The following is a 13717-nucleotide window of genomic DNA, read 5'->3' as shown; positions in this document are numbered from 1 at the left end:
CCGGCGCGTCCGGAGGGCTCGGATCGGGGCCGGGCTGGTCGGGCCGTTCGCCGTGGGGACGCTGGCCACGGGGGCGTTCGTCGCGCTCTACAACGCCGCCGGGTTCCGCCTGGCCGCCCCTCCCCTGTCGCTCGCCCCCGCCGCCGCCTCCCTCGTCTTCCTCTCCTACGCCATGGGCACCGCCTCCTCGGCCGCCGCCGGACGCCTGGCGGCCCGGCTGGGCTGGACGAAGGCGCTGGTCACGGCCCTGACCGTGACGGTGGCGGGCTCCGTGCTCACCGCGCACCCGTCGCTGCCGCTCATCGTGACCGGGTTCGCCGTACTGACCGCCGGGTTCTTCGCCGCGCACGCCATCGCCAACGCCTGGGTCGCCGCCGAGGCGCCCCCGAGCGCCCGGGGCCGCGCGGCCGGCGTCTACACCCTCTGCTACTACCTGGGCAGCGGCCTCGGCGGCACGGCGGGCGGCGTCGTGTACGGGCACGCGGGCTGGGCCTGGCTGATCGGGCTCACGTCGGCCTGGCTGGCGCTGGCGGTCCTCGCCGTCCTCATGACCCGCCGCTCAAGGTGACCGTCACCCCGGTCTCCGCGCCGGGCGGCGGCCGGAGGGGATCCGGAGGCGATGGTCCCGACCTGTCCGGAATGGTCGCTGCGTACTCTCGTGGGGCACATCGGGCAGGCGCACCGGTGGGCGGCCGAGATGTTGCGCAAGGGCGAGCCGCTCGCGGTGCCCGACCCGGGGCAGGCCGGTCCGGGTGCGCCGGCGGGGTGGGAGCGGTGGCTGCGCGACGGCGCCGAGGAGCTGATCGGCGCGATCGGGCAGGTGGGGGCGGACACCGAGGTGTGGACGTTCCTGGGCCCGCGGCCCGCGGCGTTCTGGCTGCGCAGGATGCTGTGCGACACCGCCGTCCACCACTACGACGCGGCGGCCACGACGGGGGCCGCGTTCGGGATCGCCGACGACCTCGCGGCCGACGTGATCACCGAGGGCATGGAGATGCTGGCCTCTCCGGGTTCGGAGTCGCTGAAGCCGAGTCTGGTGGAGCTGCGCGGCCGGGGCGAGCGGCTGGGGGTGCGACCGCACGTGGGCGACGGCTGGATGATCGTCAGGAGTCCCGGGGGGTTGTGGTGGGAGCACGGGCCGGTGGAGGCGGACGCGGTGGTGTCGGGGGCCGCCGCGGACCTCATGCTGGTGTGCTCCCGCCGCCTTCCCCTCGACGACGCCCGGGTGTCGGTCTCCGGGGACCGTGCGCTGCTGGAGCACTGGCTGGCCCATATGGCGTTCTAGCCTTCGCCGCCCGGGTCTCACGTGTCCAGGTAGCGGAGGATGGCCAGGACGCGGCGGCTGTAGTCGGGGTCGCGGGGCAGGTCGAGCTTCTCCACGATGGCGTTGACGTGCTTCTCGACCGTGCTGAGCGAGACGTGCAGGCGTTCGGCGATGGCCGCGTTCACGAAGCCCTGGGCGAGGTGCCGCAGCACCTCGCCCTCGCGCGGGCTCAGGCCGCGCAGCGGGTCTGCGTGGGTGGTGCGGGCCAGGAGCTGCCGCACCACCTCGGGGTCGAACGCGGCTCCGCCCGCGCGTACGCGTTCGAGCGAGTCGAGGAAGTCGGCCACCTCCGAGACCCGGTCCTTGAGGAGGTAGCCGAGGCCCCGCGTGGAGCCGGCCATGAGCCTGGCGGCGTAGTGCTGCTCGACGTACTGCGACAGGACCAGCACGCCGACGCCGGGGTGGCGGTCGCGGATCTCCAGGGCCGCCCGGAGGCCGTCGTCCTTGTGGCCGGGCGGCATGCGGACGTCGATCACGGCCACGTCGGGGCGGTGGCGCTCGACGGCGGCGAGCAGGGCGGGGGCGTCGCCGACGGCGGCGACCACCTCGTGACCGGCGTCGTCGAGCAGCCGGGTGAGCCCCTCGCGCAGCAGCACGGAGTCGTCGGCCAGGATCACCCGCATGACGAGCCCGCCTCCACCCCGGACCCGCTGGACGATGCCATTCCAGGCCCGCTCAACCCTGCCCCGGACCCGCTCGACCCCGCTCGGGGCCCGCTGGGCACCGCTCCGGAAACGCCCCCGGATGCCCCGGGGACGGCCTCCGGCGCCTCGGGGGAGCCGCCGGGCGGTGTCTTCGGGAGGGTGGCGGCGATCTTGGTGGGCCCGCCGGGCGGGCTCTCGACCGTGAACTCCCCGTCCAGCGCCAGCACGCGCCGGGCCAGCCCCGACAGCCCACCGCCCGTCGGATCGGCCCCGCCCGAGCCGTCGTCCGAGATCACCACGCTCACCGCCCGCTCGTCCTCCGTCAGCACGACCAGGATGTCACGCGCCCCGGCGTGCTTGATCGTGTTGGTGATCGCCTCGCGGGCCACGAAGTAGAGCGCGGTCTCCACCTCCGACACGGGCCGTCCGGCCAGCCCGTCGTGCACGGTCACCGGCACGCTCGACCGGTCGGCGACGCCCGCCAGCGCGGCGCGCAGCCCCAGCTCGTCGAGCGCGGTCGGGTAGATGCGCCAGGCCACGCTGCGCAGCTCGTCGAGGAGCTGGCGCGACTCGGTGTACGCCTGGGCGACCAGTTCGGTGGTCGCCCCGGGATCGGCGCTGTGCCGGGCGCGGCCCAGCAGCATGGCGAGCGCGACGCCGCGCTGCTGGACGCCGTCGTGGAGGTCGCGTTCGATCCTGCGCCGCTCGTCGTCCACAGCCCGGACGATGCCGGAGCGGGTGGCGGTCAGCTCGGCGATCCGGCGGCGCATCAGCTCGTGGCTGCCGGGGCCGAGGAAGTGGTCGGCCAGCCGCCGTTCGAGCGATCCGACGGCCAGGGTCATGAGGGTGACCAGGGCGAGCAGCACGGCGCCGCCGGTCAGGCCGAGCATGCCGCTGCTGGTGACGATTCTGACGCCGGGCAGGTTCACCGGCACCGGCTCGGCCCGCCCCCATGCGAGGTCCCACAGGCCGCCGACCAGCAGGAGCCCGCCGAGGAAGAGGCCCGCCGCGCACAGGTACCCGCCCAGGACCCCCAGGGCGGCGCGGGCCGCGAGGAAGCCGTAGCCGCCGTCCCGCCGTGCCACCTCGTGCCCGAGCCAGCCGGACAGCCTGGCCCGTTCCAGCGCCATCAGCCTGTCCAGGCCTCGGACGACGGCGGGCCGGGCGGCGGGGACCAGGCACGCGGGCCACGCCACGCACAGGAAAACCAGCTCGACGAGGCCGAGGGCCATCCCGAGGACGACCCCGGCCAGCACCCGGGCTGCCCTGCTGCCTGACACGGGCGTGAATTCTAGGCGCAACCCCCTGACGACGCGCACCGCTCCCCGCATCATCCGCACCGCTCCAGGCATCGCGGGCCGCCGCGCTACGCGTCGCGGCGGCGCAGCACCGCGTGGCCCGCCGCCAGGGCCGCCGCCGTCCAGGCGAGGAGCCAGGCCAGCCCCTCCCCCGCCGAGTACGGCATCGGCCCGCCGGCCAGGTTGTCCGCGCTCCCCATGAACGCCAGCCCCGCGAACGTCGGCATCCGCAAGGAGGCGTCCAGCGCCGCCTGGCTCCCCGTCGTCAGCAACATCAGCGGCAGCCCCATGAGCAGCATGAACACCACGGTCAGCGTGCCCGCCGCGCTGCGCATCGCGGCACCGACGCCGAGCGTCATCACCGACACCAGCGCGAAGAACGCCCCGACCCCGAGCAGGTCCGGCACGACCTCGCCGATCGGCGACACGACGAGCCCGCCGAACAGAGCGCCGGACAGCACGACCTGGACGACCACCGTCGCGACGGCCCCCGACAGCACGCCCGCCACGGCCATCACCGGCGCCACCACCAGCGCCTTGGCCGCCAGCACCACCCCTCGGACGGGCGTGGCCTGCAACGTGGCCCGGATGCTTCCGGACGAGTACTCCGAGGTGATCGCCAGCATCGCCAGCGCCACCAGCGCGAACTGGACGAACGACGTCGCCGACACCACCGGCTCGCTGGCCGTCACCCGCGCGCCGGTCCGGCCCTCGCTCAGGGCGTCGGTGGCGCTCGCGCCGCCCAGCGTGAGCGCGGTCACCACCATGAGCGCCGCCGCGCAGGCCAGGCACCACCACGTGGACCTGACCGACCACAGCTTCGCCCACTCGGACCCGATCGCCTGCCACAACGTCCTCATGATCCCGCCCCGTACTCGACGCTTCCCGCCGTCAGCTCCTGGTAGGCCTGTTCGAGCGAGGCCCCCCGGGTGCGCAGCTCGTGCAGCCGGATCCCGGCCTCGTAGGCCAGGTCGCCGACCGTTTCGAGGGTGGCGCCGGTGGCCTCCAGCTCGTTCTCGCCGTACCGGTCCACCGCGATCCCGGCGGCGCGCAGCCGTACCGCGAGATCGCCGGCGTGCGGGGTGCGGACGAGCACGGCCGTCAGGGAGCTGCCCGCGATGACGTCGGACAGCGGCGCGTCCGCGATGAGCCGGCCCTTGCCGATCACGACGAGGTGGTCGGCGGTGAGCTGCATCTCGGTCATGAGGTGGCTGGAGACGAACACCGTCCGGCCTTCGGCGGCCAGCGAGCGCATGAGCCCGCGCACCCAGCGCACTCCGTCCGGGTCGAGCCCGTTGACGGGTTCGTCGAACATCAGCACCTCAGGATCCCCCAGCAGCGCCGCCGCGATGCCGAGCCGCTGGCTCATGCCCAGCGACAGCGCCCCGGCCCGCTTGCGTGCCGCCGCGGCCATGCCGACCGTCTCCAGCACCTCGCCCACGCGCCGCCGGGGGATGCCGTTGGCGCGGGCCAGCGCCACCAGGTGCGCGTGGCCGCTGCGGCCCGGGTGCAGCGCGCGGGCGTCGAGGAGCGCGCCGACGGTGCGCAGCGGGTTGCCGATCCGGTGGTACGGCACGCCGCCGATGAGCGCGGTGCCGGAGGTGGGGCGGTCGAGGCCGAGGATCAGGCGCATCGTGGTCGATTTCCCGGCCCCGTTCGGGCCGAGGAACCCGGTCACCGTGCCCGGTCTCAGCTCCAGTGTCAGGTCGTCGACCGCCGGGCGGTCGCCGTACCTCTTGCTCAAACCCTTCAGACTGATCACGCCGCCTCACGCTAGGCGGCCTCGGGTCCGGCGGATATGGGGGCGAGCCGCCGACTTCGATGGCGGAAAGCCGTAAAAGACCAGGCCGGCGGCGAACGGGGACGCCTCCGGCCTGGTCGGCACAATGTACTGCCTCGCCTCGGGTGCGGACCACGGGGAAATACCGGGTTCGGCTGTGCCTCCGGGCATCGCGCCTCCAGAATCCGAATCCTGCGAGGTCGTATGTTCGGCATCATCCGTCCCTGTGGCGCACACGGGTGCCCGTCGCCGCGTACGGCCTGGCGGGCGCACCTGCGCGGGCTGTGCCTGACGTTGCGGGACGGGCAGGGCCAGGCGGCGCGGCCGGCCACCTGGTGGACACGCTGCTCGGCGCCGAGGTGCATCGGGCGGTGGAGCGGGCGTTCCGGGCGTCGTACGAGCGGCCCGGCTGGATCCGCAGGACGGGGGCCGGGATCCTGACCTGCGGCCGGTGGCAGCCCCGGTGGAACAGGCGGGACGCCCGTCACCGCGGCCGAGGCGGGTGTGACCTGAGTGGCTTGGACCGTTCCTGTTGCGACTGCTGCGACTATTCCACCTGAAGCCGCTCACACCGGGCGGACGGCGCTGATCGCGGCGTCGCGGGTGAGCGCGGCCCCGCTCTCGTACGCCGCGGCGAACGCCTCGTCCCCCAGCGCCGCCCGCGCCCGCTCGGCGGGCCGCAGCAGGTCGCCGAACCCGCTGCGGTCCTCCGTCCCGAGCAGCGCGGTCGCGGCCCCCAGCAGGTACGCCGCCCGCGCCGGCTCGTCGTCGGCCAGCGCGGCCGCCCGCACCTGCGCCGCGACGGCCAGGATCGGCAGGTCCCCCAGCTCCATCGCGATGTCGAGCGACGGCCCGGCACTCGGCCGGTCGCCGTCGAGCAGCGCGGCCATCGCGCGATAGCAGGCGGCCCAGGCCCGCACATCGGGAGGGCAGGACGGATCCTCGACCGCCGTCAGCTCGCGCCGCGCCTCCTCCAGGGCACCGCTCCGGAGCAGCACCTCGACCTGCGACAGCCGCACGTACTCGACGCCCTCCCTCCGCCGCAACCGCTCCACGCAGTCCCAGCACGCGTCCATGTACGACCGGGCACGGTCATGCTCGCCCGACCGCGCGTACGAGAGCGCGATCTTGGCCAGGATGGCGGCCTGGTCCTCCACGACACCCAGCTCACCGGCCAGGCGCAGCGCCCGCGACCTGGCCTCGATCCCGGCGGCGAGATCGCCCGCGCGGTCGTGGTGGTCGGCCAGCACGCGCAGCGCGGAGGACAGCCCCCACCGCTCGCCGAGGGCCTCCATCTCCCGCCGCGTCTCGTCGACGAGGGTGAACGCCCCGCTGACGTCCCCCTTGCTCTCGGCCGCCATGGACAGCGTCATCCGCGCGAACGCCCGCTCCCAGCCGGTCAGGCCCGGCATCGACCGTTCTGCGGCCCGGGCGGCCGCCACCAGGTCTCCCAGCACCATCGGCGCGCAGAGCAGCAGCACGCCGGCGGGCCCGCCCAGCCGGTCGCCGAGGTCCAGCGCCTGCTGGACCGTCTCCTGTGCCGCCGCCGGGTCGCCGAGCTGCTGGTGGACGAGCCCCTGGAGCGCCAGCCGTACGGGCCGCAGCTCCTCCGGCACCTCGCCCGGCAGGTCGAGCACGCCACGCATCCAGTGCACGCTCTCGATCCGCATGCCCTGCAGGAACCAGAACCACCACATGGCCGCCGGCAGCCGCACGCCCAGCTCGGCGTCCCCCGCGTCGGCCGCGAACCGCAGCGCGGCCACGACGTTGTCGTGCTCGGCCCGCAGCCTGTCCAGCCAGTGGAGCTGGCCGGCGCCGCGCAGCCCGGGGTCGGCCGCCTCGGCGAGCCGCAGGAAGTGGCGCGCGTGCCCGTCCCGCACGGCCCGGTCCTGCCCGGACTCCGCCAGCCGGGCCATCCCGTACGACCTGACCGTCTCCTGCATGCGGTAGCGCTCGCCGGACAACTCGACCAGCGACTTGTCCACCAGCGCCGTGAGCGCGTCGAGCGGGTCGAGCCCGCTGACCGCCTCCAGCGCCTCCAGCGTGGCCCCGCCGGGGAAGGCCGCCAGCACCATGGCCAGCTCCCGCTCCTCGCCGGACAGCGGGTCCCAGCTCCAGTCGACCACCGCCTGCAAGGTGCGGTGCCGGGGCAGGGCCGTCCGGCTACCGCTGCTGAGCAGGCGGAAGCGGTCGTCGAGCTTGGCCGCGATCTGCTCCACGCTCAGCGCGCGCGTCCTGGCGGCGGCCAGCTCGATGGCCAGCGGCATGCCGTCGAGCCGCCGGCAGATCTCGACGACCGCCCGGGTGGTGGTCTCGTCGAGGGTGAAGCCGGGGCGGACCGCCACGGCCCGTTCGGCGAAGAGGCGGACCGCGGAGTAGCCGCGGGCGTCCTCGGTCGTGCCGGCGGGCCACTCCAGGGGCGGGATGGGATAGAGGCTCTCGCCCGCGACGGCCAGCGACTCCCGGCTGGTGGCCAGGACGCGCAGGTCGGGGCAGGCGCCCAGCAGCCGGTCCACCAGCTCGGCGACGGCCGACACGACATGCTCGCAGTTGTCGAGCACGAGCAGCGCGCCCTGCTGGGCGAAGACCTCCGCGAGCCGCTCGGCGGCGCCGCCCTCCCCGGCCTCGAACCGGGCTCCGTCCCGGCCGCCGATCGCCGTGAGCACCGCGTTGGCGACGTCGTGGGGGTCGGTGACGGGCGCCAGTTCGGCCAGCCAGACGCCGTCCGGAGCCAGATCGGCCGAGCGCTCGGCGACCTCGGCGGCGAGCCGGGTCTTGCCCGCGCCCCCTGGGCCGACGACGGTGACGAGCCGGCCGGTCTCCAGCGCCTTGGCGAGCTGGGCCAGCTCCTGCTCGCGGCCGACGAAGCTGGTCACCTGGGCGCGCAGGTTCGTCCGGCGGGTGCGGCGGCGGTCCTGGCGCTGCGGGTCGTGCCGGAGGATCGACAGGTGCAGCTCGGCCAGCTCGGCGGACGGGTCGACGCCCAGCTCCTCCGACAGCGTCCGCCGGGTCCGCTCGTAGGCGTCGAGCGCGTCCGCCTGGCGGCCGGCCGCGTACAGGGCCCGCATGAGCAGGCCCTGCAGGCGCTCGCGCAGCGGGTGCGCGGCCGCCAGCGGGCCCAGCTCCGCCAGCACGTCGTTGCCCGCGCCCAGCTCCAGGTCCAGCCGGTCCTCGGCGGCGGACAGGCGCAGCTCGTCCAGCCGTACGGCGGCGTTGTCCGCGAACGGCAGCCCGGCCAGGTCCGCCAGCGCCGGCCCCCGCCACAGCCCCTCGGCCTGGCGCAGCGCGGCGAGGCCCCCCGTGCCGGCCAGCCGCTCGAACCGGGAGGCGTCCACGTCGTCGGCGTCGACGGCGAGCCGGTAGCCGGCCGGGTGCGACTCGATCGCGGCGTGGCCGACCAGCCGCCGGGTGCGGGAGACCAGCGACTGGAGGGCGTTGGCGCTGCCGGCCGGCGGGCGCTCGCCCCAGATGGCGGCGGTGAGCACGTCGAACGGCACGACCCGGCCCGGCTCCAGCGCGAGCCGGGCCACCAGCGCGCACAACCTGGCACCGGAGATCTCGACCCGGCGTCCCTCCCCGTCACGCACCTCGAACGGGCCGAGCAACATCACACGCACGGCACCAAGCTTGCCATTCACCCCATATCGCGCCAACCGCGCGGCGGTCAGGTGCCGAAGACGGTCTTCGCCAGGTCGTACGACTGTCCGGCCACGTCATCCTCGGCGCGCCGGAACGCCTCCACGATGGCGTCCGCCAGCGCCTGCGAGCCCAGCCGCATCGCCCGCGGGTCGATGCGCAGCCCGGCCAGCGAGCCGGTGGGCTTGAGCTCCACGACGACCTGACCGCCGGCGCTCTCGCCGCGCCCCCGGGTCTCCTCCAGCAGGCGGCTCACCTCTTCGAGCTCGGCCGTCCGCGCCGCCATCTCGGCCAGCGCGCGGTCGAGCTCCGGGTCTCCGGTACGGGGTGTCGTCATCGGTGTTCCTCACTCACTCACTCAACGCTTGAAGATGAAGGCCCTGGGCGCGTGCGCCAGCGCCGAGCGGAGCGCGCCCTGCTCCGACATCGCCCCACCGGCGACCAGGGGGTAGATGGTGGCGGCCGAGAGCGTGCGGCGGAAGAACTTGCCCGCGGGGTCCGAGCCCAGCAGCGTCTCGGTGACCTTCGTGGCGGGGAAGAACCTGCGCACGTCGCTCAGCGCCTTGATGCCGCCGTTGTAGGCCATCTCGGCGGCGAAGTGCTTGCCCGCGTACTCCCAGAGGTTGCCCATCGGCTGCCCCGTGGCGGCCGAGCTGCCCGCGTGCACGCCGGTCTTGAGCACGGTCCACAGCACGGAGTCGGCCAGCGCGTCGAGCCCTTCGCGGACGAAGTAGTTGCCGACGCGGCGCTTGCCCATCCGCGCCTCCAGGATCATCCTGGTGATCTTCTGGAAGATCGTGCGCTCCAGCCTGGCCCTGGACACCAGCCATTGGAACGCCTTCTCGGCCGCTTTCCTGGCGAGGGGGTAGACGAAGCCGAACATCATCGTGAAGGCCATGGCGGCGAGGTACGTGCCGATGATCCGGAGCTGTTCGCGGTGCTCCTCGACGGCGTCGGCGTACTCCTCGCAGCCCGCCGCCAGGTCCAGCAGCTCCTCCTGGAGCGCGGCGTAGCGGGGAGCGAGTTCCTTCGGCCACACGTCGGCGAAGCGGTCCACGATGCGGCTGTCGTTCGCCTTGCGCGCCTCGGCGACGCCGGCGTCGGTCTTGTGCGCGACCTTCCCGATGGACTCGGCCAGCGCGCGCAGCGCCTTGGCACGGTCCCGCAGGTTGCTCACGTCGGCCACCGGCACGTGCACGTCGGCGAACCAGGCCAGCGCCTGGAAGGGGTCGAACATCAGGCGCCTTCCTTGCGCGGCGGGGCCTGCGGGATCGGCGGCGCGGGAAGATCGGGGATCTTGGGCAGCGTGCTGATGATCTGCTGCTCCAGGAAGTCCCAGAACTTCTCGAAGTCGCGGAAGTTCCCCGCCGAGCTGAAGTTCTTGTCGGCGATGCCCTGCATCGCCTCGGTGAGCGAGTCGTAGCCGTCGCTGTACCACTCGGCGAACGCGCGGCCGTCGTCGTCGCCGCCGACCAGGTCGGAGGTGGTGGCCAGCGAGGTGGAGCCGCGGTGCAGCGCCACGACGTCGTCGCCGGTCTTGTCGAAGAGCTTGGCCAGGCGGCGGATCGAGGTCCAGTGGATCTCCAGGCCGCCGCTGGGGGCGTTCGGGGGCTGGACCGGCTCCTGGGTCGGGGTCGGGCGCGGGGAGGGCTCCTCCACCGGCGGGATGACCGACCAGGTGGGCGTCGGAACGGGCGACCAGGTGGGGGTGGGGGTCGGCCCGGGGGTGGGCGTGCCCGACGGAGTCGGGGTCGGCTTCGGGGTGCCCGTCGGGGACGGGGTCGGGCTCGGTGACCCCGTGGGCGTGGGAGTCGGGGTGCCGGACGGGGACGGGGTGCCCGTCGGAGACGGGGTGCCCGTCGGAGATGGGGTGCCGGTTGGGGACGGAGTGCTGGTCGGGGACGGGGTGCTGGTCGGGGACGGGGTGCTGGTCGGGGACGCGGTCGGCGTCGGGGAGGACGTCGGGCTGGGGGTGGTCGTTGGACTCGGCTCACCAGACGAATCAGCCATCAACCCTCCAATCACTACAAACAAACACGACTAGTAACAGTGAGACACTAACGTTGACAAATTTCTCAGGTGTTAACAAGCGGCTACGGATTGTTCATCCACGCCGGCGTCACCTTGAGCAGCTCGCCCAGCTCGTCGAGCGGCTCGCTGTCGACGGCGCCCGTACGCGCCCGATCCTCGACGCGCCGGCACAGCTCGGCCTCGCGGGCCGCCCCGACGGTCGCGCAGCTGCCCTTGAGCCGGTGGGCGAGCGCGGCCACCTCCGCCACGTCGCCGGTCCGCGCCGCCAGCCGCAGCTCCTCGTACGTCCGCGTCGCGGTGGCCTGGTACGCCTCCGCCACGTCGGCGAGCGCCTCCGGCGACAGCCCCACCAGCTCGGGCGGGAGCCCGGAGTAGGCGGCCCACTCCGGGATGCTGGCGAGCACGCGCGGCCAGTCCACCGGCTTGGCCAGGTGGTCGTCCATCCCGGCCGCCAGGCAGCGGATCCGGTCGTCCGGCATCGCCGCCGCGGTCATCGCGATGATCGGGGTGTGCGCGTCCTCGCGCCGCCTGATCTCCTCGGTCGCGGCCAGCCCGTCGAGCACGGGCAGCTGGCAGTCCATGAACACCAGGTCGTAGCCCCCGGCCAGCACGGCGCGTACGGCCTGCTCGCCGTCGTCCACCACCTCGACCTCGTGCCCGGCCTGGCGCAGCACGAGCATCGCGACCTGGCGGCTGACCTCGTCGTCCTCCGCCACCAGGATCCGCGCGCCGCCGTCCCTGCCCGCGAGCTCCAGGCCTTCGCGCGGCTCGCCGGGGCACTCGGCGGTGACCAGGGCGTTCTCCACGGCGGCCAGCAGGCGGCGGCGGCTCAGCGGCCGCGTGATCGACTGGACGGCCCGCTCCCCCATGGCACCGGGCCAGGCGAAGCCCGACCGCCCGGGGGTGACGACCACGACCACGCTGGTCGCCTGGAGCAGCGGGTCCGTGAGGATCACGTGCGCGGTCGACTCGGCGTCGGTGCCGAGGTCGAGGGCGACGACCGCGAGCTCGTACGGCCGCCCGCCCGACGCGGCGGCCCTCAGCAGCTCCAAAGCGGAGTCCGCGGTCTCCTCCACGTCGAGCCCGGCGCCCGCCAGGAACCGCACGGCCAGCGCGCGGTCCTCGGGCCGCGGGTCGGCGACGAGCGCGCGCCTGCCCTGCAGGGCCTCGACCGACGGCTCCGACCAGGTGAGCACGTCAACGGGCAGGCGCACCCAGAACCGGCTGCCCACGCCCTCCACGCTGTCGAGCCCGATCTCCCCGCCCATGAGCTCGGTGAGCTGCCGGCCGATGGCCAGCCCCAGGCCGCTGCCGCCGGTCCTGCGCGTGATCGGCGAGTCGACCTGCCGGAAGACGCCGAACACCCGCTCCCGGTCGTCGGGCCCCACCCCGATCCCGGTGTCGGCGACCGCGAACCTGAGCACCGCCCGCGCGTCGCCGGGCTCACCCTCCTCGAGGGTGACGTGCAGGTCCACCCCGCCCTGGACGGTGAACTTCAGCGCGTTGCCCACCAGGTTCGTGAGGATCTGGCGCAGCCGCGCCGGATCGCCGGTCACCTGCCGGGGCACGCCGTCGTCGAGCCGCAGCGTGAGCCAGAGCCCCTGCTCGTACGCGTGCGGCGCGAAGGGCGCGACCACCTCGTCACACAACCGCGGCAGGTCGAACGGCACCGCGTCGACCTGGAGGTGGCCCGCCTCGATCCTGGACAGGTCGAGGAAGTCGTCGAGCAGGCGCAGCACGTTCTGGGCCGACTCCTGGGCCGTGGTCGAGTAGTGGCGCTGCTCGTCGTCCAGCCGGGTGCTCATGAGCAGGGAGTTCATGCCGAGCACGCCGTTGATCGGGGTGCGGATCTCGTGGCTGATCTTGGCCAGGAACTCGGACTTGGCGCTGGAGGCGCTGACCGCCTCGTCCCTGGCGGCGGCCAGCTCGGCCGCGTACCTGGCCAGCGTGGCCTGCGCGCGGCGGCGGCCGCGCGTGGTGTGGATCTGCAGGCCCAGGCCGATGAGGATGAGCAGGGCCAGCAGGGCCGCGACGGTCATGACGTTCGTCCTGAGCCGCTCGGCCGAGGCCAGCGCCTTGGTGGCGGACACCTCGGCGGTGACCGTCCAGCCGATGCCCGGGATCGGCTCGGACGCCGACAGGACCGTGCCGTCGACGCCGCTGAACAGGCCGTTCCAGGTGCGCCCGGCGAGCGCGGCGTCCACCCGGGGGTCCTCGCGCAGGGAGGTGAGCGCGAGGAGCTTCCTGCCGGGGTCGGCGACGAGCACGCCCGCCCGGTCGGTGATCAGCAGCCTGATGTCCTGCGCCTCGGCGGCCTCCTTGGCGAACTCCTGGATGGCGTCCAGGCTGTAGACGACGGCGAGGATGCCGAGCATGCGCTTGCCGTCGGCGCTCGGGATCGGCGCGGCCACCGCGACCGCCCTGGACACGTCGATCATCGTGGGCGTGTACGCCTGGGAGATGTGGGCCGCCCGCCGGTCGCGCACGGCGCGGTACCAGTCGGTGGCGGTGAGGTCCTGGGGCAGCACGGTCTTCGGCTCCGCGCCGAGCATGCGGCCCTCCGACGAGACCAGGATCAGCCCGCTGATGCCGTCGCGCAGCTCCTTGAGCTCTCCGAGGTACGTACGCATGGCCTCGGGGGTCGCGTGCCCCACCGTGTCGCGCACGCCGGGCCGCTGCGCGAACGTGGTGACGAGCTGCGCCAGGGAGCCCATCTGCTGCTCGACCACGACCCGGCTCACCGAGGCGGTGATCCTGACCCGGTCGTCGACCTCGTCGCGCACGGCGTTCTCCGACAGGGAGATACTGGAGGAGGTCAGCAGCGCCAGGGGCAGCAGGCCGAGCAGCGTCCACAGGGCAGTCACCGCGAGCACCCATCTCACCGGCGTCCGTCCTCCCCCCTGTCGGTTCGGCTACAGATTAAGAGGAAGAGGGCATGAGCGGCGGATCACCGTGAGCAGAACGCGCAAAACTTGAGCGTTTGTAACAAAACCTGCCTAAGCTC

11 protein-coding genes and 1 pseudogene are annotated in these 13717 nt (G+C 74.0%); 3 read left to right on the top strand and 9 right to left on the bottom strand.

The features are described 5' to 3' along the window. Positions 1-568: MFS transporter (locus tag ACWEPL_RS25205; RefSeq protein WP_452437594.1), on the top strand; the 568-nt coding region annotated here is incomplete at its 5' end. A 33-nt stretch (positions 569-601) separates the two neighbouring features. Beyond that, positions 602-1285, top strand: a pseudogene (locus ACWEPL_RS25200) (maleylpyruvate isomerase family mycothiol-dependent enzyme); the annotation flags it as partial. A 17-nt stretch (positions 1286-1302) separates the two neighbouring features. On the opposite strand, the gene ACWEPL_RS25195 reads toward ACWEPL_RS25200, so the two are convergent. The 8 genes from ACWEPL_RS25195 to ACWEPL_RS25160 form a co-directional block, all read right to left on the bottom strand. After that, the gene (locus ACWEPL_RS25195) at positions 1303-1947 is read right to left on the bottom strand and encodes a response regulator transcription factor (protein ID WP_363974452.1); all 645 of its coding nucleotides are present in this window, start codon (positions 1945-1947) and stop codon (positions 1303-1305) included. Beyond that, a complete protein-coding gene (locus ACWEPL_RS25190) occupies positions 1938-3248 on the bottom strand; it encodes a sensor histidine kinase (protein WP_452437593.1) in 1311 nt (436 codons plus the stop codon). The genes ACWEPL_RS25195 and ACWEPL_RS25190 overlap by 10 nt, the downstream gene beginning before the upstream one ends. Before the next feature lie 86 nt (positions 3249-3334). After that, positions 3335-4126 carry an ABC transporter permease gene (locus ACWEPL_RS25185; protein ID WP_452437592.1) on the bottom strand — a complete coding sequence of 264 codons (792 nt, stop codon included), beginning with the start codon at positions 4124-4126 and terminating at the stop codon, positions 3335-3337. Then, positions 4123-5028: an ATP-binding cassette domain-containing protein gene (locus tag ACWEPL_RS25180; RefSeq protein ID WP_452437591.1), complete on the bottom strand. Its 906-nt coding sequence runs from the start codon at positions 5026-5028 to the stop codon at positions 4123-4125. The genes ACWEPL_RS25185 and ACWEPL_RS25180 overlap by 4 nt, the downstream gene beginning before the upstream one ends. Before the next feature lie 584 nt (positions 5029-5612). Further along, complete coding sequence (locus ACWEPL_RS25175; RefSeq protein ID WP_452437598.1) at positions 5613-8654, bottom strand: BTAD domain-containing putative transcriptional regulator; 3042 nt, start codon at positions 8652-8654, stop codon at positions 5613-5615. Between the two features lie 56 nt (positions 8655-8710). Beyond that, on the bottom strand, positions 8711-9019 hold the full coding sequence (locus tag ACWEPL_RS25170) for a YbaB/EbfC family nucleoid-associated protein (protein ID WP_185074069.1): 309 nt from the start codon (positions 9017-9019) through the stop codon (positions 8711-8713). A gap of 21 nt (positions 9020-9040) precedes the next feature. Next, positions 9041-9919, bottom strand: a complete 879-nt coding sequence (locus ACWEPL_RS25165) for a WXG100-like domain-containing protein (protein ID WP_363974466.1) — start codon at positions 9917-9919, stop codon at positions 9041-9043. Then, positions 9919-10341: a hypothetical protein gene (locus ACWEPL_RS25160; protein ID WP_452437590.1), complete on the bottom strand. Its 423-nt coding sequence runs from the start codon at positions 10339-10341 to the stop codon at positions 9919-9921. Before ACWEPL_RS25160 ends, ACWEPL_RS25165 begins: the two co-directional genes overlap by 1 nt. Positions 10342-10348: 7 nt before the next feature. On the opposite strand from ACWEPL_RS25160, the gene ACWEPL_RS25155 reads away from it, so the two are divergent. Further along, positions 10349-10726: a hypothetical protein gene (locus ACWEPL_RS25155; RefSeq protein ID WP_452437589.1), complete on the top strand. Its 378-nt coding sequence runs from the start codon at positions 10349-10351 to the stop codon at positions 10724-10726. A 49-nt stretch (positions 10727-10775) separates the two neighbouring features. On the opposite strand, the gene ACWEPL_RS25150 is transcribed toward ACWEPL_RS25155, so the two are convergent. Then, positions 10776-13595 (bottom strand): response regulator, encoded by a 2820-nt coding sequence (locus ACWEPL_RS25150; RefSeq protein ID WP_452437588.1) that lies wholly within the window; start codon positions 13593-13595, stop codon positions 10776-10778. Positions 13596-13717 lie beyond the last annotated feature (122 nt).

This window comes from Nonomuraea sp. NPDC004186 (assembly GCF_053603495.1).
This window is presented reverse-complemented; position numbering and strand designations above follow the sequence as displayed.

Coding starts and splice junctions, on each gene's coding strand:
- ACWEPL_RS25185 (WP_452437592.1), bottom strand. CDS start 4,126: ATGAGGACGTTGTGGCAGGCGATCGGGTCCGAGTGGGCGAAGCTGTGG.
- ACWEPL_RS25155 (WP_452437589.1), top strand. CDS start 10,349: ATGACCGACCAGGTGGGCGTCGGAACGGGCGACCAGGTGGGGGTGGGG.
- ACWEPL_RS25195 (WP_363974452.1), bottom strand. CDS start 1,947: ATGCGGGTGATCCTGGCCGACGACTCCGTGCTGCTGCGCGAGGGGCTC.
- ACWEPL_RS25175 (WP_452437598.1), bottom strand. CDS start 8,654: ATGTTGCTCGGCCCGTTCGAGGTGCGTGACGGGGAGGGACGCCGGGTC.
- ACWEPL_RS25170 (WP_185074069.1), bottom strand. CDS start 9,019: ATGACGACACCCCGTACCGGAGACCCGGAGCTCGACCGCGCGCTGGCC.
- ACWEPL_RS25165 (WP_363974466.1), bottom strand. CDS start 9,919: ATGTTCGACCCCTTCCAGGCGCTGGCCTGGTTCGCCGACGTGCACGTG.